The sequence below is a fragment of the Aeromonas sp. s9 genome (assembly GCF_040907765.1).
GTDB classification, from domain to species: Bacteria; Pseudomonadota; Gammaproteobacteria; order Enterobacterales; family Aeromonadaceae; genus Aeromonas; species Aeromonas caviae.
In genome coordinates, this window is sequence record NZ_JBFOCK010000068.1 from 18,802 (window position 1) to 40,010 (window position 21,209).

23 protein-coding genes are annotated in these 21,209 nt (G+C 61.7%); all 23 read right to left on the reverse strand.

Going from position 1 to position 21,209, the window contains the following annotated elements:
• Positions 1–140 precede the first annotated feature (140 nt).
• The gene (gene ccmB, locus AB5Y54_RS13480) at positions 141–809 is read right to left on the reverse strand and encodes a heme exporter protein CcmB (RefSeq protein WP_203762686.1); all 669 of its coding nucleotides are present in this window, start codon (positions 807–809) and stop codon (positions 141–143) included.
• 3 nt (positions 810–812) lie between these two features.
• Positions 813–1,448 (reverse strand): cytochrome c biogenesis heme-transporting ATPase CcmA, encoded by a 636-nt coding sequence (gene ccmA / locus AB5Y54_RS13485; RefSeq protein WP_039039903.1) that lies wholly within the window; start codon positions 1,446–1,448, stop codon positions 813–815.
• A 219-nt stretch (positions 1,449–1,667) separates the two neighbouring features.
• Positions 1,668–2,054 (reverse strand): DUF2802 domain-containing protein, encoded by a 387-nt coding sequence (locus AB5Y54_RS13490; protein WP_010673943.1) that lies wholly within the window; start codon positions 2,052–2,054, stop codon positions 1,668–1,670.
• A gap of 71 nt (positions 2,055–2,125) precedes the next feature.
• The gene (locus tag AB5Y54_RS13495) at positions 2,126–2,614 is read right to left on the reverse strand and encodes a chemotaxis protein CheW (protein ID WP_010673942.1); all 489 of its coding nucleotides are present in this window, start codon (positions 2,612–2,614) and stop codon (positions 2,126–2,128) included.
• Positions 2,615–2,683: 69 nt separating this feature from the next.
• A complete protein-coding gene (locus AB5Y54_RS13500; protein WP_113979056.1) occupies positions 2,684–3,550 on the reverse strand; it encodes a chemotaxis protein CheW in 867 nt (288 codons plus the stop codon).
• Complete coding sequence (locus AB5Y54_RS13505; RefSeq protein WP_010673940.1) at positions 3,547–4,341, reverse strand: ParA family protein; 795 nt, start codon at positions 4,339–4,341, stop codon at positions 3,547–3,549. The genes AB5Y54_RS13500 and AB5Y54_RS13505 overlap by 4 nt, the downstream gene beginning before the upstream one ends.
• A gap of 4 nt (positions 4,342–4,345) precedes the next feature.
• Entirely contained in the window at positions 4,346–5,254 is a 909-nt protein-coding gene (locus AB5Y54_RS13510; RefSeq protein ID WP_128313482.1) for an OmpA family protein, read from the reverse strand.
• 2 nt (positions 5,255–5,256) lie between these two features.
• Positions 5,257–5,994 carry a flagellar motor protein gene (locus tag AB5Y54_RS13515; protein WP_042016381.1) on the reverse strand — a complete coding sequence of 246 codons (738 nt, stop codon included), beginning with the start codon at positions 5,992–5,994 and terminating at the stop codon, positions 5,257–5,259.
• 2 nt (positions 5,995–5,996) lie between these two features.
• Positions 5,997–7,112 carry a chemotaxis response regulator protein-glutamate methylesterase gene (locus tag AB5Y54_RS13520; RefSeq protein WP_041215583.1) on the reverse strand — a complete coding sequence of 372 codons (1,116 nt, stop codon included), beginning with the start codon at positions 7,110–7,112 and terminating at the stop codon, positions 5,997–5,999.
• Positions 7,113–7,143: 31 nt separating this feature from the next.
• Positions 7,144–9,300, reverse strand: coding sequence for a chemotaxis protein CheA (locus AB5Y54_RS13525; protein WP_104455535.1), 2,157 nt, complete (start codon positions 9,298–9,300; stop codon positions 7,144–7,146).
• Positions 9,301–9,311: 11 nt separating this feature from the next.
• Positions 9,312–10,052, reverse strand: coding sequence for a protein phosphatase CheZ (locus AB5Y54_RS13530; protein ID WP_041212633.1), 741 nt, complete (start codon positions 10,050–10,052; stop codon positions 9,312–9,314).
• A 12-nt stretch (positions 10,053–10,064) separates the two neighbouring features.
• Complete coding sequence (cheY, locus tag AB5Y54_RS13535) at positions 10,065–10,448, reverse strand: chemotaxis response regulator CheY (protein WP_010673934.1); 384 nt, start codon at positions 10,446–10,448, stop codon at positions 10,065–10,067.
• Positions 10,449–10,558: 110 nt separating this feature from the next.
• A complete protein-coding gene (locus tag AB5Y54_RS13540) occupies positions 10,559–11,278 on the reverse strand; it encodes an RNA polymerase sigma factor FliA (protein WP_275874574.1) in 720 nt (239 codons plus the stop codon).
• The gene (locus tag AB5Y54_RS13545; RefSeq protein ID WP_010673932.1) at positions 11,271–12,146 is read right to left on the reverse strand and encodes a MinD/ParA family protein; all 876 of its coding nucleotides are present in this window, start codon (positions 12,144–12,146) and stop codon (positions 11,271–11,273) included. Before AB5Y54_RS13545 ends, AB5Y54_RS13540 begins: the two co-directional genes overlap by 8 nt.
• Before the next feature lies 1 nt (position 12,147).
• Positions 12,148–13,644 (reverse strand): flagellar biosynthesis protein FlhF, encoded by a 1,497-nt coding sequence (gene flhF / locus AB5Y54_RS13550; RefSeq protein WP_041212630.1) that lies wholly within the window; start codon positions 13,642–13,644, stop codon positions 12,148–12,150.
• A gap of 16 nt (positions 13,645–13,660) precedes the next feature.
• Complete coding sequence (gene flhA / locus AB5Y54_RS13555; protein WP_010673930.1) at positions 13,661–15,763, reverse strand: flagellar biosynthesis protein FlhA; 2,103 nt, start codon at positions 15,761–15,763, stop codon at positions 13,661–13,663.
• A gap of 318 nt (positions 15,764–16,081) precedes the next feature.
• The gene (flhB, locus tag AB5Y54_RS13560; RefSeq protein WP_010673929.1) at positions 16,082–17,212 is read right to left on the reverse strand and encodes a flagellar biosynthesis protein FlhB; all 1,131 of its coding nucleotides are present in this window, start codon (positions 17,210–17,212) and stop codon (positions 16,082–16,084) included.
• Between the two features lie 74 nt (positions 17,213–17,286).
• A complete protein-coding gene (gene fliR, locus AB5Y54_RS13565) occupies positions 17,287–18,084 on the reverse strand; it encodes a flagellar biosynthetic protein FliR (protein WP_010673928.1) in 798 nt (265 codons plus the stop codon).
• A gap of 91 nt (positions 18,085–18,175) precedes the next feature.
• A complete protein-coding gene (gene fliQ / locus AB5Y54_RS13570; RefSeq protein WP_010673927.1) occupies positions 18,176–18,445 on the reverse strand; it encodes a flagellar biosynthesis protein FliQ in 270 nt (89 codons plus the stop codon).
• A 123-nt stretch (positions 18,446–18,568) separates the two neighbouring features.
• Entirely contained in the window at positions 18,569–19,327 is a 759-nt protein-coding gene (gene fliP / locus AB5Y54_RS13575) for a flagellar type III secretion system pore protein FliP (RefSeq protein WP_041212628.1), read from the reverse strand.
• Complete coding sequence (gene fliO / locus AB5Y54_RS13580; protein WP_368153908.1) at positions 19,314–19,697, reverse strand: flagellar biosynthetic protein FliO; 384 nt, start codon at positions 19,695–19,697, stop codon at positions 19,314–19,316. The genes fliP and fliO overlap by 14 nt, the downstream gene beginning before the upstream one ends.
• A complete protein-coding gene (gene fliN / locus AB5Y54_RS13585; RefSeq protein ID WP_010673924.1) occupies positions 19,694–20,089 on the reverse strand; it encodes a flagellar motor switch protein FliN in 396 nt (131 codons plus the stop codon). The genes fliO and fliN overlap by 4 nt, the downstream gene beginning before the upstream one ends.
• Before the next feature lie 41 nt (positions 20,090–20,130).
• Positions 20,131–21,204 carry a flagellar motor switch protein FliM gene (fliM, locus tag AB5Y54_RS13590; RefSeq protein WP_010673923.1) on the reverse strand — a complete coding sequence of 358 codons (1,074 nt, stop codon included), beginning with the start codon at positions 21,202–21,204 and terminating at the stop codon, positions 20,131–20,133.
• Positions 21,205–21,209: the final 5 nt, after the last annotated feature.

Below are 21,209 nucleotides of genomic sequence, written 5' to 3' on the forward strand. Positions count from 1 at the left end.
TTTTTAAGTGGCGAGGGCTACCATACCCATGGGGGAAAAACATCATATCCCCCGAAAGCAATAAGCAGCCATCCCCTTGATCTATCTCAACTATCTCGCCCCTAACAAGGCTTCAAACGAAAATCTTTTCACCGAATCAATCAGTTGACACTCACCCGCAGCGCCGCCGAGATAGCCAGGGGCGTCAGGGTCAATGCCCCCACCAGCATGGCCCCCAGGATGGCGAGCTGGCCGGCATAGGGCAGTCCCATGCTCGCCGCGTCGATGGCGGACGTGGCGAAGATAAGCACCGGAATATAGAGCGGCAGCAGCAACAGGCTGAGCAGCACGCCCCCCTTGCGCAGCCCTGCGGTCAGCGCTACTCCGACCGCCCCGAGCAGGCTCAGCACCGGCGTACCGAGCGCCAGGGTGGCCACCACGGCCAGATAGGTCTTCAGCTCCAGGGAGAGCAGGATGGCGAGCAAGGGGGAGACCAGCAACAGCGGCAGACCGGTCAGCAACCAGTGAGCGATCACTTTGGCCAGGGCCAGCAACCCCAGGGGATGGGGCATCAGCATCATCTGCTCCAGGGCGCCGTCACTGAAGTCGTCACGAAACAGCCGCTCCAGGGAGAGCATGGCCGCCAGCAGGGCCGCCACCCAGATGATGCCGGGAGCGATGCGGGCCAGCAACTGGGGCTCGGGCCCGATCCCCAATGGAAACAGGGTGATGACGATGAGGAAGAACCAGAGCGGGTTGAAGATGTCGGCGCGCTGGCGCAGGGCCATCAGCAACTCGCGGTGAATAAGGTGTATGACGGCGTGCAGCATGGGCTACTCCTGCAACAGCGAGGTCAGGGAGAGGGTCTTGAGCCGCCCCTGCATCAGGGTCAGATCCTGGTGGGTCGTAAGGACCACCATGCCCCCCCTGTCCGCGTGGGCGAGGAACAACTGCTCCAGCACCCTGACCCCCTGCTTGTCGATGGCGGTGAAGGGCTCGTCCAGGATCCAGAGCGCCGGTCGCTCGCTCAGCCACAGCCTGGCCAACGCCACCCGTCGCTGCTGCCCGGCGGAGAGCTGTCCCGCGGGATAGTCTTCGAAACCGGCGAGGCCGACCTGGGCCAGCACCCGCCAGAGATCCACGCCGTCCCCGGCAGGGCCATGAAGCTTCTGGTAGAAGGAGAGATTCTCAAGGGGGGTCAGGGTCGCCTTGACGCCGGGCTGATGGCCCAGGTAAAGCAGGCTGGCGTGGTATTCATCCCGGCAATGGCGGATATTCTCCCCATTCCAGCACACCTCGCCAGCAAAGGGCTGGGAGAGGCCGGTGAGCAGGCGCAACAGGCTGGTCTTGCCCACCCCGTTGGGACCCTCAATCTGCATCAAATCCCCGGCACGCACCGCGAAGGAGAGATGTTCAAACAGGGTGCGATCTTCACGCACGCAGCTCAGATTGTTCGCTTGAAGCAGCATGGGGATGTAATCGTTGAAAATGAGGCGGCCTGCATCTTAACACAGGATCCGGAGGCGTCTTTTCAAAGATGCCAATAATCAACAGGATTTGTGGGGAAGATCGCGCCCCCACCAAAGAGATTGATGCCAAAGGATTATCCACTGTCCCGGCATCGAGAAAGAGGTGGCCACGGGTCGAACAGAAAGCGGGGAGGCACCGGCCTCCCCGCGACACATCCGTCAGCTGCGTCCCTTTCGCAAGGAAATAAGCAGCTCCGCTTCCGCCTGGGGCAACTCGCACTCGCTCATCACCTCGTCCAGATCGGCACCAAGCTCCACCATCTTGGCGGCGCGGCTGTAGAGGCGGCGCTCCGGATCCTGCAACGTCAGCTCCTGCTGGCTGTCGTGGATCTTCTGCATGGCCCCTTCTGCGGCTTGCAGACGCTGACCCATGCCGATGGCGCCCGTGTGCAGCTCCATCATCTGCTTGCGCAGACTCTCGAGCTGCCCCTGCAGCGCTTCCACCCTGGCCTCGGACTCTCGCTGGCGACGACGGTGCCCCAGGATCCCGTAAAGGGCCAGCACCAGTGCGAGCAAGGACAACCCCAAGGCTGCAAATTCAATCATCAAACCATCACCTTACCGTCACAGGGAGGCGGACAGGTGCCATCGCCCCCGTCCGCACGTTCCCGTCCCTGTTACAGGGAACCAATGTCTTCCCACTCTTCGTCGGAGAGCAGCTTGTTGAGATCCACCAGGATCAGCAGTTGGCCGTCACGGTTGCTGACGCCCTGGATGAACTTGGCGCTCTCCTCGGTGCCCACCGCCGGGGCGGCATCGATCTCGGAGGAGCGCAGATAGACCACCTCGGCCACGCTGTCCACCATGATGCCGATCACCTGCTTCTCCGCCTCGATGATGACGATGCGGGAGTTCTCGCTCACGTCCCCGGCCGGCAGGCCGAAACGGGAGCGGGTATCGATGACGGTCACCACGTTGCCACGCAGGTTGATGATACCCAGCACGTAGTCAGGTGCACCCGGGACCGGAGCGATCTCGGTGTAGCGCAACACTTCCTGAACCTGCATCACGTTGATGCCATAGGTCTCGTTTTCCAACTGGAAGGTCACCCACTGCAGCACTTCGTCTTCGGCCAGATTCTGTGCAATATTGCGCTTCTCTGTCATCTTCTTGATCCTTGTATGAACCCGTCAACGGGTAAAATTAGCAATAAAACCATGGCGATGCCGATGTTGTCAGCGGCCTTCGATGTTCACGCCCCGGCCAAGCAGCAGCAAGAGCTCCCTGACGTGCAGCAGGGCACACATCTTCTCCTTGACCATGCCGGCCAACCAGGGGCGCTTGCCCTCCTGATGGCGCCACTTCACCTGGTCCCGGTGCAGCAGTTCTGTGCCCTTCAACTGGTGACAGGCCAATCCCCAGGGTGATTCTCCCAGCATAATCAGATATTTGTAATCGTCCATCTCCAGATGCTGGCCCGGCATGACCCACTGGGCCGTGTCCACCACGTTCATCTTCTGCTCGCGGGAGGTCATGATCCCCTTGTACCAGCCCGGCTGGCCGAAGAGAGAGGTCACCTCCCCCAGTTGATGGATGCCCCCCAACTCGGTCAGAGGCACCGCAAACGTCACCCCGGCCACGTCGAAGAAGAGCGCCTGAAACTCGTTGCCGGTATCCAGGTTCTCCCAGGTCGACGGTGCGGGCGCCGCCTCGAGGACGGGCGCGGGTTCTGCCACCACGAGGGCGACGGGCTCGACCTCCTCCACCACGGCTTCCACCACCGGCTCTGCCAGAGCGACCAGAGGCTCACTGTCAACCACCTCCGCCTCGAGCTGGAATGGCTCGACATGCACCTCTTCGTGGCTCAGGGCATCCATCTCGAACTGGACCTGTCCCACCTGGGCAAGCAGCTCGCTCAGCTGGGCCAGTCGGGTATCGGCTTCAAGATAGGGGGTGCCAGCCACCTCCGGCACGGCGACGGTCTGACGTTGCAACGCAGGGGTCGGTGCTTCGTCTTCGGGATCTTCCCGCAGCAGGGCATCGTCCAGCAGCAGGGAGTGGAAATAGTCGTCCATGGCCCGAACCTGGGTGGTCTCTCTCACGGCATCACCTCCTGGGTCCGTTGACGCTCCAGCGCGTCGAGATGGTTGAGCAGGGTCTCATAGGCATAGGTGCCCCGGCTGCCCGGTGCATAGATGGAGGGAGGAATGTGCACCAGACTGGCATCCCTGAATTTGGTGTCGATGGGAATGACCGCATTCCACACCGCCTCCCCATACTGCTCCTTGATGGACTGCAATGTCATCAGGGAGGCGCGGGTACGCTTGTCAAACATGGTCGGAATGATGGTGTAGCGGAACTTCTCCCGCTTGGAGCGCTGCATGATCTCGAAGGTCTTCATCATCCGCTCCAGCCCCTTGAGGGCCAGGAATTCGGTCTGTACCGGCACCAGGATGCGATCGCAGGCCGCCAGCGCGTTCACCATCATGACCCCCAGCACCGGCGGGCAGTCGATGAGCACGTAGTCGAACTGATCCTGCACCCGCAGCAGAGCGCGCTTGAGCACCAGCCCCATTCCTTCCCGGTTGCCCATCACCCGATCCAGCGTGGCCAGGGTAATCGAGGCGGGCAGCAGGCTGATGTTCTCGAATCGGGTCTTGAGGGTCATCCGGTTGACCAGCTCGGCGCTGGGTTTGGCCGCCTGGAACAACTCGTACAGGGTGCCTTCCAGCCTGTCCGAGTCGAAATCGAGATAGGAGGTCAGGGAGGCGTGGGGGTCGGTGTCGATCAGCAGTACCCGCTGGCCACGCTGGGCCAGAATGCCCGCCAGGGAGACGACCGTGGTGGTTTTACCGACTCCACCTTTCTGATTGGCAACCGTCCAAACAATCACTGTATCAATCCTGCCTTGTTGTTATGCGTATGCCCCCACCGGGCAGCGCGATCACCCTGATCTTTTCACTGTCGACACTCTGCGGTGCGTCCTGCACCGGTGCCCCCGTCAGCGGTTTGACGGGGGCTGGCGGCACCCAGGCGAACCTGGATATGGCGACCACCACCTTGCGATTCTGTAATCGTCCCTGCTCGGTGCTATTGTCGACGAAGGGGGAAAACTCTCCGTACGCCTCGTAGGCTAGCCGACCGGGAGCCACCCCTTTGCCCACCAGGGCATTGAGCACTGCCTCGGCGCGGGCCGCTGACAATGTCCAGTTGGAGCGGAAAATTTCGTTGTTTATCGGTTGGTTATCCGTGTAGCCCCGCACCCTGACATAGTTATCGACCGGTTTGAGAATACCTGAAAGCGTATCGAGCACAGGGGCGGCATTGTTACCCAGAAAAGCGCTGCCACTGTTGAACAGGAGACCTGAACTCAACTCCACCGTCAGCCAGTTGTCATCCTGCGCAAGCTTCACCACCCCCGCATCGACCAGGGCGCCCATGGACTCCTGGATCTGCATGTCGATCTGCGCAAGAGCCGTGCCATCTTGCGAGACGGGCGTACCCGTGATGGGGGCCCGCGAAGGGGACGCAGAGGCCTGGCTCTCCAGCAGGCTGGGGGCGGCCGACACCGGGTTGTCCAGCAAGGAATTGCCCCGTCCTTCCAGCAGGCCATCGCTGCGCGGCGCCTGGTTGAAGGCCTGGGTCATGCCCTCGATGACGGCGCGGTACTCCTCCTTGTTGACGATGGCAACGGAGTAGAGCACCACGAAAAGGGCGAAGATGAGCGTCATGTAATCGGCATAGGAGACCAGCCAGCGATCGAGATGCTCTCGCCCTTGCAGGTGCAAACGATAGCGCTTGCGCATGGCTACTCCCCTTTCAGATAAGCCCGTAACCGCCTTTCAACCTGCGGGCCGTTCTCCCCGTGGGCGATGGCCAGAAGCCCCTCCAGGGTCATCTCCTGATAGAGGCCGTAATGGTAGTGGAAGGCGCGCAACCGATTCGCAATCGGCAGATAGAGCAAGTTGGCAAAGCCCACCCCGTAGATGGTGGCGACGAAGGCCACGGCAATGCCCGCCCCCAGGGTGCCTGGCTCCTCCAGATGAAACATGGCCTGGATGAGGCCAATCACGGCCCCGATGATGCCGATGGTGGGACTGTACCCCCCCATGGACTCGAACACCCTGGCCGAGTGCTCGTTGCGCTCCTGCTCGATGTCGATGTCCGCCTCCAGCAAGCTGCGGATATCCTCGATGGAGACGCCATCCACAATCATGGAAAGCCCCTGGCGGGTGAAGGGATCGGGCTCGGCCTCGGCCTGGTTTTCCAGCGCCAGCAAGCCTTGCTGGCGGGCGAACTGGGCCCACGCCTTCAGGCGCTCGGCCTGCTCCGCAAGATCCAGCTGCGGCGGAAACAGCATCCAGGTTGCCTGCCTCAGGGCACTGAGCAGGTACCTGCGGGGAGTCTGCAAGATCACCGCCCCCCAGGTTCCCCCGACGACGATGACAAAGGCCGGGCCATCCAGCAGGGTCAGCAGGCTCCCGCCATGCCACCACTGGGCGATGGCGACGGCCCCCAGCGCCAGCACCAGGCCGAGCATGCCCATGGTCAGCGACCCAACTCGACCAGAATGCGCTGGGCCACCCGATCCAGCGGCAGGGATTCGCTTGCTATGCCCGCCTTGGCAACGGCCTGGGGCATGCCATAGACCACGCAGGAGGCTTCATCCTGCGCCCAGATGGTCGCCCCCTGCTCCTTGAGCAGACGGGCACCGTCGCGGCCATCCGCACCCATGCCGGTCAGTACGATGGCCAGCACCTTGTCGCCATAGGTCTTGGCGGCGGAGGCGAAGGTGATGTCCACGCAGGGTTTGTAGTTGACCTTGTCATTGCCATCGATGATGCGAAGACGGGCACCGGGCCCGCGCCCTTCCAGCAACATCTGCTTGCCACCCGGGGCAAGATAGGCCTGACCCGGCTTGAGCACGTCGCCATCCTGCGCCTCCTTGACCCCTATCTGGCACAGCCCGTTGAGGCGGGCGGCAAAGGCAGCGGTGAAGGTGGCCGGCATGTGCTGGATCAGCAGGATGGGATGAGGGAAATCCCCCGGCAGCTTGGTCAGCACGTTCTGCAGTGCCACCGGCCCGCCGGTGGAGGTACCGATGGCAACCAGCTGGTAACTCTTGCCACTGCGCTTGAACGCGGCGGGAGCCGCCGCTGCCCGCGCAGGCTCGGGCTGGCGTTCGGCCAAGGGACGATTCAGGGTCCCCGTGACGGCGGGCCGGACGGCAGGCTCGGGGGCTCGGGGCCGGGTGGCCATCAGGAAGCGTTTGCGGGCGATCTCCTTGACCCGCTGCTGCAGCAGGTTGACGGCTTCGTCCTTGTCCCGGGCGATGTCTTCAAACTTCTTGGGCAGAAAATCGAGGGCGCCCGCATCCAGCGCATCCAGGGTTGCCTTGGCTCCCTCGTGGGTCAGGGAGGAGAACATCAGGATGGGGGTCGGACACTTGGCCATGATCTCGCGCACGGCGCTGATGCCGTCGAGCACCGGCATTTCAATGTCCATGGTAATGACGTCGGGCCGCAACTGCTGCGCCTTGTCTACCGCCTCCCGCCCGTTCTGGGCCGTGTCGATCACCGTCATCAGGGGATCCTGATTGATGATTTCGCTGACCCGACGGCGGAAGAAACTCGAATCGTCGACCACTAATACCTTGACTGCCATTGTTATTCTTTTAACTCCTTGAGCCTGGCGCTCAGTGGCGACGGGCATAGGCCTTGAGCAGGCTGGGCACATCCAGAATGAGGGCGATGCCGCCGTCGCTGGTAATGGTGGCGCCGGCCATGCCGGGGGTACCTTGCAGCAGGTTGTCCAGGGGCTTTATCACCACCTCTTCCTGACCGATGAGGTTGTCTACCACGAAGCCAACCTGCTGGGTGCCGATCTGGACGATGACCACGTGGCCCTGGTCCTGGCGGGCTGTCTTGCCGGCACCGCGTACCAGCCACTTGTGCAGGTAGAACAGCGGAATCGCCTTGTCACGGACGATGATGGTGAGCTGGCCATCCACCACGTTGGCCTTTTTCAGATCCAGGTGGAAAATTTCATTCACGCAACCGAGGGGCAGGGCGAAGGTCTGTTGACCCACCTCCACCATCAGGGTCGGCAGAATGGCCAGGGTCAGGGGAACCTTGATCTCGAGACGGGTGCCCTTGCCCCAGGTGGAATCGATGTGCACCGAGCCATTGAGGCTGACGATGCTGGTCTTCACCACGTCCATGCCCACTCCACGGCCGGAGATGTCGGAGATCTCCGACTTGGTGGAGAAGCCGGGGGCGAAGATCAGGTTGTAGGCATCGTTGTCGCTCATGCGCGCCGCGCTGTCAGCATCGAGCACGCCACGGCTGATGGCGATGGACTTGAGCTTCTCCGGGTCCATCCCTGCGCCGTCATCCTCGATGCAGAGCAGAATGTGATCCCCTTGCTGGGAGGCGCTCAGGGTGATGGTGCCCTGACGGGGCTTGCCCGCCTTCTCGCGCACGTCCGGCATCTCGACGCCATGGTCGCAGGAGTTGCGCACCAGGTGAACCAGGGGGTCGGCCAGGGCCTCCACCAGGTTCTTGTCCAGATCCGTGTCCTCACCCACCATCACCAGCTCGATCTCCTTCTTGAGGGTACGAGCCAGATCGCGCACCACGCGCGGGAAGCGGCCGAATACTTTCTTGATAGGCTGCATGCGGGTCTTCATGACCGCGCCCTGCAGATCGGCGGTCACGACGTCGAGGTTCGCGACAGCCTTGGACATCTCTTCGTCATTGCTGGCGATGCCGAGGCTCACCAGGCGGTTTCTCACCAGCACCAGTTCGCCCACCATGTTCATGATGACGTCCAGGGTCTTGGTATCCACCCGCACCGTGGTATCGCTCTGTACCGCGCTGCTCTCGGCGGGAGCGGCCTGCTTGGCAGGGGCGGCCTTGGCTGGCGCTGGGGGCTCTGCCGGCGCGGGTTTGGCGGCCACTGGCGCCTTGGGCGGCGTCACCGGGGCTGCGGGGGCAGCGGGTGCCGGGGCCTTGGGTTCGGGAGCGGGCGCAGGAGCAGGTGCCAGACTGTGCTGGGGCCCCTGCCCACGGCCATGCAGTTCATCCAGCAGGCGCTCGAACTCATCGTCGTCGATGAGCTCGTCCACCTCTTTCTGGACCGACTGCAAAGGCGCCAGATCGGGGGCACCACCGTGCTGGCCCTGACCATGGAGCTGGTCGAGCAGGGCTTCGAATTCGTCGTCTGTGATGTCACCTGAACCGTTCAGCACGGGGGCGGCAGAGACCGTTGGCGCTTTGCCGACACCGTGCAGCTCATCGAGTAGACGTTCAAATTCGTCGGCGGAGATCTCGTCGATGGAGCCACCGCCATTGACGGCGACAGGCGCCACCTCGGCGATGACCTCGGGTTCTGGTGCGGGTTCGGGCTCAGGCTCGGGTGCTGGCTGGGCCGCCACGCTGGCGGTACGCAGCTGCTCCTGCCCTTCCGGCTTGCACAGCTCGTGCAGATCGTGCAGCAGATCGGGAGAAGCGGGGCTTATCTCTTCGCGGTTCTGGACCTGGGCAAACATGACGTTGATGGCATCCAGCGCCTGCAAGATGACATCCATCAGCTCGGCACTGAGGGTCCGCTTGCCGTTGCGCAGCATGTCGAACAGGTTCTCGGCACCGTGACAGACATCCACCAGTTCGGTGAGGGAGAGGAAGCCCGCTCCCCCCTTGACGGTGTGGAAGCCGCGGAAGATGGCGTTCAACAGGTTCTTGTCATCGGGCCGCTTTTCCAAGTCGACCAGTTGTTCAGACAACTGTTCCAATATTTCTGATGCTTCGACCAAAAAGTCTTGCAGTATGTCTTCATCAACTTCGAAGGCCATGCGTCACTCCATTAGAATCCCAGGCTAGACAGCAGATCGTCCACATCATCTTGACCATTGACCACATCTGAGCGGGTCTGCGGGTTCATGATGGGGCCTTCCGCCTCGATGCCGCTCACAGGCAGGCTACGTGCCGAATTGTCGCTAACGCCCTCACCGAACATGGTCAGCATCTCTATCAACTTCGTTTCAACTTCCTGCACCAGCTTGATCACCTTGCGGATCATCTGACCGGTCAGGTCCTGGAAATCCTGAGCCATCAGAATTTCCGTCAGCAGTTGTCGTAACTTATCGGCATCCGTCTCAGAAGCCTTAATAAAATCATTCAGTTGATGGCACAGCGCCTTGAATTGACCCAGCTCGAGATCCCGGCTCATCAGGGCATTCCAGTTGGGCATGACCAGCTGAATGTTGTCGTTGAGTCGATCGGCGATGGGAAGGCTTGCCTCGACCGCATCCATGGTGCGATTGGCCGCCTTGTCCGTCATGTCGATGACATAGCTCAGACGCTCCCGGGCATCCGGGATCTCATGGGTGGCCAGGTCGGGGATCCTGGGATCCAGGCGAAAATCCTGCAATGAGTTGTGCAATTGGCGGGTCAGCTGCCCCACCTTGTCAAACAGGGCCGCCGCATTGGGGGCGCACACATCGGCGAGGATGGTATCGGCCTGTTCAAACTCTTCCCGCTCCAGGTGGGCAACCAGCATCCTTGCCTGGTCAAGCGAGATCATGGCACTCGTTTTGGCCTTCATCCCTGCCGCTCCTTAGCCGATACGTTCAAAGATTTTGTCGAGCTTCTCTTTGAGGGTGGCAGCGGTGAACGGCTTGACGATATAGCCATTGACCCCGGCCTGGGCGGCTTCGATGATCTGCTCGCGTTTGGCTTCGGCAGTCACCATCAGAACCGGCAGGTGCTTGAGCTTGTCGTCGAGGCGAATCGCCTTGAGCAGGTCGATGCCCTGCATGCCGGGCATGTTCCAGTCGGTGACCACGAACTGGAAGTCGCCATTTTTCAGCATCGGCAACGCCGTGTTGCCATCGTCTGCTTCATGGGTATTGTTGTATCCCAGGTCACGCAGCAAGTTCTTGATAATCCGGCGCATCGTTGAAAAGTCATCGACGATGAGGATTTTCATGTTCTTGTCCAAAGTTCCTCCTAAATAGCCGCCAAGACGGCTCACTTACATGATGCAGATCGCAGGTTTTATGGTGCGGATTATGCCTTAGAGTTGTGCTCCAGTGTAGCCAGTACAACCACTTATAAATTCCAATCTCGCAAACGGGCGCGCAGCCTGTGCATGGCCTGACTATGAATCTGGCTCACCCGAGACTCACTTACACTCAATACTTCACCGATCTCGCGCAGATTCAGCTCTTCATCGTAATAAAGGGAGAGCACCAGCGCCTCCCGCTCCGGCAGGCGGGCGATGTGCTCCGCCAGGGCCCCCTGGAAGCGCTCGGCCGCCAGATCGTCGAATCCTCCCTGACCGTTGCCGTCATCGGGATGACCGATGACATCTTCGCTGACGCCCAGATCCTCGATGCCGATGATCTTGCCGCAGGAAACATCCTGCAGCATGGCATGGAACTCCCCGAGGGACACCCCCATATTGGCAGCCACCTCGGTGTCTCTGGCATCCCGGCCATGGGCCTGCTCCACGTTCTCGATCGCTTCTGCGATGGCACGGCTGTTGCGGTGCACCGAACGGGGCACCCAGTCCCCACGGCGGATCTCGTCGAGCATGGCACCACGGATGCGGATGCCGGCATAGGTTTCAAAGCTGGCGCCCTTGCTGCCGTCAAAGTTGCGGGAAGCTTCGAGCAGCCCAATCATACCTGCCTGGATCAGGTCATCCAGCAAGACACTGCTTGGCAGGCGAGCCAATAAATGCTGGGCAATCCGCTTGACCAGCGGAGCGTGTCGCTCAACCAGCACGTAGGAATCCTGATGACGCAAGTATGCTTGGGCTTTATTCACGGGAGTCTTCCTGTGTTATGACCGGCTTTTGCAACAAGTTTTCTAGGAAAAATTCGAGGTGGCCGCCCGGCTGATTCGGGATGGGCCAGCTCGCCGCCTTGTTCGCCAGGGCACGAAATGCCAGGGCGGCAGGGGATTTTGGAAACGCTTCAACTATCAGTTTCTGCTTGCGCACCGCGGCCCGCAGGTTGGTGTCGTAAGGCACGCAGGCCACCAGTTCCAGGGAGGTATCCAGGAAGCGGTCGGTGACCCGGGTCAGCTTGGCGAACAGCTCCTGCCCCTCGCGCAGGGAGCGGACCATGTTGGCCACCACCTTGAAGCGGAACACACCGTGATCCTTGGAGAGGATCTTGATGAGCGCGTAGGCATCCGTGATGGAGGTGGGTTCATCGCACACCACCACCATGATGTCCTGGGCGGCGCGGGTGAAGCTCAGCACCATGTCGGAAATCCCCGCCGCCGTGTCCACCAGCAACACGTCCACCTGGGTCTTCATCTCGCTGAAGGCGCGGATGAGCTCGGCATGTTGTACCGGGGAGAGCTCGACCATGGACTGGGTACCCGAGGTGGCTGGCACTATCATCATGCCGTAGGGCCCCTCGACGATGATGTCATCCAGGGTGCATTCCCCCGCCAGCACATGGGAGAGGTTGCGATGCACCCTCAGCCCCAGCATGACGTCGACGTTGGCCAGGCCAAGGTCGGCGTCCAGCACCAACACCCGCTTGCCCTGGGCGGCCATGGCTCCCGCCACGTTCAGGGTCACGTTGGTCTTGCCGACGCCCCCCTTGCCTCCGGACACGGCGATCACTTTCACTCGATTGTTTTGACGCATTTTGCGCAGACCACTCGCCTGATCCATATACATGTTACTCATAAAACTCCGAATCTTCGGATTCGCCAAAACCCGATCCCCAGAAATAGGGATCTTCTGCTTCCCGTTCCAGCGACCCCATGGCGGCACCGACCAGCAGCGCCGCGTTGGCAACTTGAATATCTTCCGGCACCCGTTGCCCGTCGGTGATGTAACTGATGGGCAGGGCGTTTTGAATGCACACGTTGATCACTTCACCCAGATTCAGGCTCTCGTCTAGCTTGGTCAGAATGCAGCCGGAGAGCGGAATGCGCCGGAAGTGATCCACCGCCTCCTGCATCACCCGTCGCTGGGAGGTGGCCGACATGACCAGATAACTGCGTATACGCACCTTGGCATTCTTCACCAGGGTGTCGAGCTGTTCGGTCAGGCGGATATCCCGCTGACCCACCCCGGCGGTGTCGATGAGCACCAGCCGGCGATGGCGGAACTGATAGAGGGCACTGGCCAGCTCTTCGGCGTCCCGCACCTGACGCACCGGGCAACCCATGATGCGACCATAGGTCTGCAGCTGTTCGTGGGCCCCGATCCGGTAGTTGTCCGTGGTAATGAGCGCCACCTGCTCGGCGCCATACTTCATGGCAAAGCGGGCCGCCAGCTTGGCGATGGTGGTGGTCTTGCCCACCCCGGTCGGTCCGAGCAGGGCCACCGCCCCTCCCTGACGCAGGATCTCGTCCTCGCTGATCTTGAGCTGGGCCGTCAGCACCTCGGCCAGCTGGGCCATGGCCTGATGGATCGGCATGTCTTCGGGGATGAGGCCCGCCAGCTGATCGGCGAAGGCGTCGTCAAACCCCATCTTCTTGAGCTCCTTGATGAGCAGGGCGCGCATGGGTTCGCGGCGTTCCACCTCCTGCCACATCAGGCCGGAGATCTGGTGCTCCAGCAGCTTGCGGATGCTGGCCATCTCCTTGCGCATCCCCTCCATCTCCTGATCTCGCTGGGCGGACTGGGCCTGGCGCGGGGCGGCGGCAGGACGGGCCTTGGGCTTGGCGGGCTCGGGAGCGGCGCCCCACTGGCCCTGTTCGGCCAGGGTTCTGGGAGCACTGGCCGCGCCCGCCAGTCCGGCGGACTGGGTGCCGGCAGCGCCATTGGCGGGCCAGGAGGCCGAGGCCGGCTGACCGTTGCCTCCGTTGCCAGACCATGATCCCGGTGCGGCATTGCCACCCGCCGGGTTGGCCGGATTGAGCTTCTGCTGGCGTGCCAGCAGGGCCGCCAGGGTATCGGCGTAGTATTCGTTCTGTTCCTTGGGTGGCGCCGACCTCGTCATCTGCTTGCCCGCAGACGAGATATTGACGCTCTCTTCATTCAACTGACGGCGAACCGGCGCGTCTTTGGGCCCCGGTACCTGGGATTGATAATCGACGGCCGCGACTATCTCCACCCCACCGGTGACCTTTTTGTTGGACATGATGACGGCATCGGGTCCGAGAGTCTCCTTGACCTCGGCCAGCGCCGTGCGCATGTCTTTGGCAAAAAACCGCTTAATCTTCACCCGTCATCTCCGCTAACTAGCCCTGTCCCACCGCACTGACGATGCGGATCTGCTTGTCGTCAGGCACTTCCTGATAGGACAGCACGCGTAATCCAGGAATGGCATTCTTGACAAATTTCGCCAGGGTATTGCGCAATATCCCCGATGTCAGAAGCACGGCCGGCTGGCCTTCCAGTTCTTGTCGTTGAGTGGCTTCCACCAGGGAGCGTTGCATCCGCTCCGCCAGTCCCGGTTCGATACCGGCGCCATCTCCCCCACCTGCTTGCAGGGATTGATGCAATATACGTTCCAGTTCTGGTGACAAGGTGATCACCGGCAGCTCGGGCTCGGGGCCGGCAATCTCCTGCACAATCAATCTACGCAGGGCGATCCGGCAGGCTGCGGTCAGCACTTCCGGGTCCGGGCTGCGGGGCGCATATTCCACGAGGGTCTGCAGGATAGTGCGCATATCGCGAATTGGCACGCCTTCATTGAGCAAATTCTGCAATACCTTCACCAGGTTGCCCATGCTGATCACCTCGGGAACCAGTCCTTCCACCAGCTTGCTCTGATGCTTCCCTATCATGTCGAGCAGTTGTTGCACCTCGTCATGACCCAGCAGCAGCGCCGCATGGTTGGAGAGGATCTGGCTCAGGTGGGTAGCCACCACGGTGGCCGCATCGACCACGGTGTAGCCAAGGGTCTGGGCCTGGGAGACCTGCTCCTTGGCGACCCAGACCGCCTCCAGCCCGAACGCCGGGTCCTGGGTGGCGATACCGTGGATCTGGCCGAACACCTGCCCCGGGTTGATGGCCATCTCCTTGTCGTGATAGACGGTGGCTTCCCCCGTACTCACGCCCATCAGGGTGATGCGGTACTGGTTGGGGGCAAGATCCAGGTTGTCGCGAATGTGGACGGCAGGCACCAGAAAGCCCAGCTCCTGGGAGAGCTTCTTGCGCACCCCCTTGATCCGGTTGAGCAGCTCGCCCCCCTGATTCTTGTCCACCAGCGGGATCAGCTGATAACCCACCTCCAGGCCGATGATGTCCACCGGCATGACGTCGTCCCAGCTGAGATCCTTCTGCTCCACCGGGGCATCCCCCTGGGCCGGCATGAGTTCGCCGCTCGCCGCCTTCGCCTTGTTCTGCTTCTCGCGGCGCAGCAGCCACCAGGCGCCCGCCGCCGCCACCGCCCCCAGGCTCAGGAAAGCCAGGTGCGGCATGCCGGGCACGCTGCCCATCATCAGCAGGATGCCTGCGGAGATCACCAGCGCCTTGGGATTTTCGAACAGTTGGCCGAGTACCGCTGTTCCCATGTCTTGGTCGGTATTCTGACGGGTGACGATGATGGCCGCGGCAATGGAGAGCAGGAGCGAGGGGATCTGGGCGACCAGACCGTCACCGATGGCGAGCAGGGTATAGACCTGGGCCGCTTCGCCGAAGGTGAGCTGGTGCTGCATCATGCCGATGATGAAGCCGCCGATGATGTTGATGAAGAGGATCATGATGCCCGCGATGGCATCCCCCTTCACGAATTTGGAGGCACCGTCCATGGAGCCGTAGAAGTCCGCTTCCTGAGTCACGTCCTGACGGCGCTTCTTGGCCTCTTCCTGGTTGATGAGACCGGCGTTCAGATCCGCATCGATGGCCATCTGCTTGCCGGGCATGGCGTCAAGGGTGAAGCGGGCGCTCACCTCTGAGATCCGGCCCGCCCCCTTGGTGACCACCACGAAGTTGATGATCACCAGGATCATGAAGACGATGATGCCCACGGCATAGTTGCCGCCGATCACCACGTTGCCGAACGCCTCGATCACATGGCCTGCCGCCGCGCTGCCGTTGTGGCCTTCCAGCAACACCACCCGGGTGGAGGCAACGTTGAGGGCGAGCCGCAGCAGGGTGGCAATCAGCAAGACGGTGGGAAAGGCGGCAAATTCCAGGGGGCGGCGGGTATAGACCGCCACCAGCAGCACCACGATGGAGAGGGCAATGTTGAAGGAGAAGAGGATATCCAGCATCAGGGGCGGAATGGGGAGTACCACCATCCCCAGAGAGGCCAATACCAGCAGCGGCGTCCCTACCCCTCTGCTGAGCAGCCACTTGTACTCTTTGAAACGGCCCAGTCCCGCTTTGAATCCCATCGTGCTTCTCAATGATAAACTGCCAATAACGGATTAAAGCAAATATCAAGCCAAGGATTCAATGCATTGATCTATATGGTTTTTATTTTAACGCTGTCAGAAGTCCGTCGTTGGCGTCACGGGGAATGGTGACAGGGGGGAAGCTGCCTTCACCAAGCGGCCAAAGGCCATGGGGCGAGGCGACGCGCCTCGACAGGGAGATGCGGCCTTGTTTGCGACACAAGGGAGAGATCGGATGGTGGGGCCATCCCACCGCTTTATTTGCGAAACGCGGGGGGCACAAGGGAGAGCACACGGGATCAGGCTGCCACCACTGCGTTATTTGCGAAACTCGGGTGGAATGGGCAGATCCGTGGCGATGGGGGTCGGGCGCCGGCCGCGGCCACGGCGAAACTTCTTGAGCTGATAGACATAGGCCAGCACCTGGGCGACGGCGGCAAAGAGCCCCTCCGGGATCTCCTGGCCAATCTCGGTGGCGTGGTAGAGGGCCCGGGTGAGCGGCGGGGAGGACATGACGGGGATGTCGTATTCGCGCCCGATCTCCCGGATCTTCATCGCCACCTCGTCGACCCCCTTGGCCAGTACCTTGGGCGCCGCCCCCGGCTTGCCCGCATCGTATTTGAGCGCCACCGAGTAGTGGGTCGGGTTGGTGATGATCACATCGGCCTTGGGGACATCCCCCATCATGCGGCGCATGGCCATCTGCATCTGCAACTGGCGTATCCGCCCCTTGACCTCGGGCTTGCCTTCGCTGTCCTTGAACTCGTCCTTGATCTCCTGCTTGGTCATCTTGAGTTGGCGATTGTGGTTCCAACTCTGGAACGGCACGTCGATGGCGACAATGGGGATCAGGGCGCAGCAGAGGATGATCAGCATCCAGAGCAGCAGGTCCAGGGCATCGACGATGCCGCCGGGAAAGCCCTCGAGAGAGAGATTCAGCAGATGGTTGAACTGGCTAGATAGCATCCACCAGGCGAACAGACTGATAAACACCACTTTTGCGATGGATTTGACAAGTTCCACCAGGGATTGCACCCCGAACATCCTTTTGATGCCGCTCAGGGGGCTCAACTTGCTCCACTTGGGCAGCATGGCCTCGGAGGAGAAGTTCATCCCGCCGAGCAGGGTGTTGCCGACGAAGGCGGCGATGATCACCAGCATGAACAGCAGCCCCAGAGGCTGGATCAGCTCCCCCAGCAGGGCGGGAACCATGGCCCCCATGGCATTGGGGTCGAACGCCTGATCCCGGTCCAGGGTAAAGCCCATGGTGAGCACCTTGATCATGGCCCCTGCCAGACTCTCCTTGATCATCAGGAGGCCGAACACGGTCGCCAGCAGGACGCTGGCGGTACCCAGCTCCTTGGAACGTGCAATCTGCCCTTTTTCCCGGGCTTGTTGCAGTCGTTTGCCCGTGGGTTGTTCTGTGCGTTCCTGATCGGTATCAGCCATGCTGGCCTCCTGCCGGCATCAGCCTACTGGCGGCCCGCCAGAGTGGCAGCAAAAGGGCCGCAACCGGGAGGGCCTCAGTCATGCTGGCCCCCGAAGCACTGGACGTTGATGAGCTCGCAGCTGGTCTCCTGCACCCGCTCCCAGAGCGCGTCGAAGTGCCCCATGAAGCCACCGATGGTGAGCCAGAGGATGAACAGGCCCGACATCATGCTCACCGCAAAGCCGATGCTGAAGATGTTGAGCTGGGGGGCCGCACGGGTCATCACCCCGAACGCGAAGTTGATCAGCAGCAGGGCGATGATGGCCGAGAGCGCCATCACCAGAGAAGCCTGATACATGACCCCGAGAAAGCTCACCAGGCTGCGGATGGCAGGCAGGGTGAGCCCGCTGTCAGATACCGGCAGGGTTTCGAAACTCAGCACCACCATGCGCAGCATCAGCAGGTGGCCGTCCACCGCGAGAAACACCAGGGTCGCCAGCATCAGGTAGAACTGACCCACCACGGGAGCCGACTGGCCGTTCATGGGATCCACCAGAGTGGCAAAGCCCAGGCTGGTCTGCATGGCGATGACCTGACCCGCCATCACGAAGGTCTCCAGCAGGAACTGGGTCATGAGGCCGAGCGCAATGCCGATGAGCAGTTGCTGCCCCAGCACCAGGAAGCTGCCGAGAGAGAAGAGCTCGATCTTCGGCATCGGGGGCAGCAGGGGGGCGATGATGAGGGTGATCGCCAGCGCCAGGCCGATGCGGATATGGGCGGGGGCGAGCCGGCTGCCGAAGACCGCCATCACCATCAGGAGACTGCTCACCCGGGCCAGGGGCCAGAGGATGGAGGAGAGCCACTCCATGATGAGCGCCGTGGTGTAGGTCATGACAGCGGCACTCCCGGCAGGGGCAAGCCAACGGGAGGACGCAGGCCCCGGTCTGCCTCGGCCAGAGCGAAAGGGTGGCCCTTGGCTGGCATCAGCCCACCACCTCGGGGATCTGGCTCACCATCAGCTGGAAGAAGTCCATCAGACTCTGCAATCCCCAGTGAGCACCCGCTCCCAGGGCCAGCAGGGTGACCACCAGACGGGGCAGGAAGCTCAAGGTCTGTTCGTTGATGGAGGTGGCGGCCTGGAAGATGGCGACCACCAACCCCACCATCAGGCTCGGCAGGATCACGGCGCACACCATGATGGTCACCAGCCAAAGCGCCTCGCGAAAGACGTCGACGAAGGTTTCAGGACTCATTGCTCGCTCCTTTTGATGGGTTTGCCCAGGGCCGCATCCTCCTGGCCTCCTCCTTCGAGAGAAAGAGAGGCCTCGCGCCCTCCCCGAGTGAAGGGGAGAGCCGGGGGGAGGATCTGCCCTCCCCTAACCACCCGAGCCCAGCCCGAAGCTGGTGGCCAGGGAGCCCAGAATGAGGTTCCAGCCATCCACCATGACGAACAGCATCAGCTTGAACGGCAGGGAGACCAGCATGGGAGAGAGCATCATCATCCCCATGGCCATCAGGATACTGGCGACCACCAGATCGATGACCAGGAAGGGCAGAAACAGCATGAAGCCTATCTGGAAGGCGGTCTTGAGCTCGCTGGTGACAAAGGCCGGGATCAGCACCCGTAGCGGCACGTCCGCAGGCTCTGCCACCTGCACGTTCGCTATCTCCATGAAAGTATTGAGATCCTTGACCCGGGTCTGGGCCAGCATGAACTGGTGAATGGGCAGCTCCGCCTTCTCCAGGGCCTCCTTGGCCCCGATGGTCTCGGCCAGATAGGGCTGCAACGCCTCGTTGTTGATGCGATCCAGCACCGGCGACATGATGAAAAACGACATGAAGAGGGCGATGCCGATCAGCACCTGGTTGGAGGGGCTCTGCTGCAGACCGATGGCCTGGCGCAGGATGCCGAGCACCACGATGATCCGGGTGAAGGAGGTCATCATGATCACCATGGCCGGCAGGAAGGAGAGCGCGGTCATCAGCGCCAGCACCTGCAGGGTCAGGCTGTACTCCTGACTGCCATCCGCCATGGTCTTGACGGTGAGTGCCGACATGCCGTCCTGGGCCATCGCCAGGGGCGAGAGCACCAGAGAGAGCAGTGCCAGCCACCCGATCCAGTTAACGTTTTTCATGCTTGCCCATCAGTTTGCCCAGTTGCTCGGAGAACGCCTGAGGCTGGCTCTCGTCCAGCGGCTCCTCCAGGCGATAGAGGAAGTTGACCTGCTGCGGCGTCACCCCGACCAGCAGCTGCTGGCCGCCCACCTTGACCACCATCAGCTTCTCCTTGTAGCCAAGGGGCAGGGTGGCGATGACCTTCATCTGGCCCCCTCCCATCACCAGGGAAAGCTTGCTCTTCTTGAGCAGGAAGCCGAGCACCAGGATGAGGCCGATCACCATCAGGCTGGAGAGCAGCCAGGAGGTGAGGCTGGGGGGATTCGCCCCTACCCCCGGGTTGGCCAGGGCGGGCAGGGAAAACAGCCACAACGGAAGCACACGGATCATTTGAGCTTCTTGATCCTTTCAATCTGGCTGATGACGTCGGTAAGGCGGATACCGAACTTGTCGTTCACCACTACCACCTCGCCGTGGGCGATCAGGGTGCCGTTGACCAGCACGTCCAGGGGCTCACCCGCCACCCGATCCAGCTCCACCACCGAGCCCTGGTTCAGTTGCAGCAGGTTGCGAATGCTGATCTGGCTGCGGCCCACTTCCATGGCGATGGTCACCGGGATGTCCAGAATGGTGTCCAGCTTGCGCCGCTCTTCGGCGCTGATGGGGGCTTCGTCCTTCAACTCCTCAAGGGGGGCAGGCTTGGCTTCGGCCGTGACCTGCTCCTCCAGTGCGGCCGCCCAGGCGTCAGCCATCAAATCCTGCTCGTCATCGGTTCCGCTCATCTTCAATTCCTCAGTGTTGCAACACCTCCCCTGGGGGAGGATCAATCAGGGTGTTTGTCAGAGATGCTTCGCTCGAGCTCTTCCAGCTCGGCTTCGCCATCAATGCGCACGCCCCCGCGGGTCACCAGATGCATCTCTGTCTTGACCCCGTCAGGGCGCTTGATTTTGTCGGTGATCTTGAGCGCCACGTTCTCCTTGGTGCGCCCCATCTTGGCGTGGAAAGTGGGCAAGTCCTCCACGAACACCAGCAGGTTCTCCGGCATCTCCACCGGGATGATGTCCCCGGGTCTGAGCTCCATCAGCTCACGCAAGGAGAGCTCGGTCTCCAGCAGCTTGGCCTTGAGCTCCACCTTGACGTCCATGATCTCGTCGCGCAGGGCCTTGCTCCAGCGCACGTCGGTATCCCCTTTGTCGCTCTGCACCCCCGCATCCAGCAGTTCGCGGATAGGTTCCAGCATGGAGTAGGGCATGGCCACATGGAAGTCACCGCCGCCGCCGTCCAGCTCGATGTGGAAGGAGCTCACCACGATCACCTCGGTGGGGCTGACGATGTTCGCCATGGCCGGGTTCACTTCGGAGTCGAGGTATTCAAAGCCCACGTCCATCACCGGCGCCCAGGCATCCTTGTAGTCCTCGAACACCAGCTTGAGCAGCATCTGGATGATGCGCCGCTCGGTGGGGGTGAATTCCCGCCCCTCGATCTTGGCGTGGTAGCGGCCATCACCGCCAAAGAAGTTCTCCACCAGGATGAAGACGAGCCGCGCCTCCATGGTGATGAGCGCCGTCCCCTTGAGAGGGCGGAAACGCACCATGTTCAGGCTGGTGGGCACGAACAGGGTGTGGACATATTCGCCGAACTTGAGCATCTGCACGCCGTTGATGGAGACCTCGGCAGTGCGCCGCATCATGTTGAACAGGCTGATGCGCATGTGGCGAGCAAACCGTTCGTTCACCAGCTCCAGGGTCGGCATGCGGCCGCGGACGATGCGGTCCTGGGAGGAGAAGTCGAACTGGGCGATACCGGGATCCCCGGCAGCTCCCAGCTCCTCCTCCTCGACATCGTCGACGCCGTGCAGCAGGGCATCAATCTCGTCCTGACTTAACAGATCGCTCACGCTTC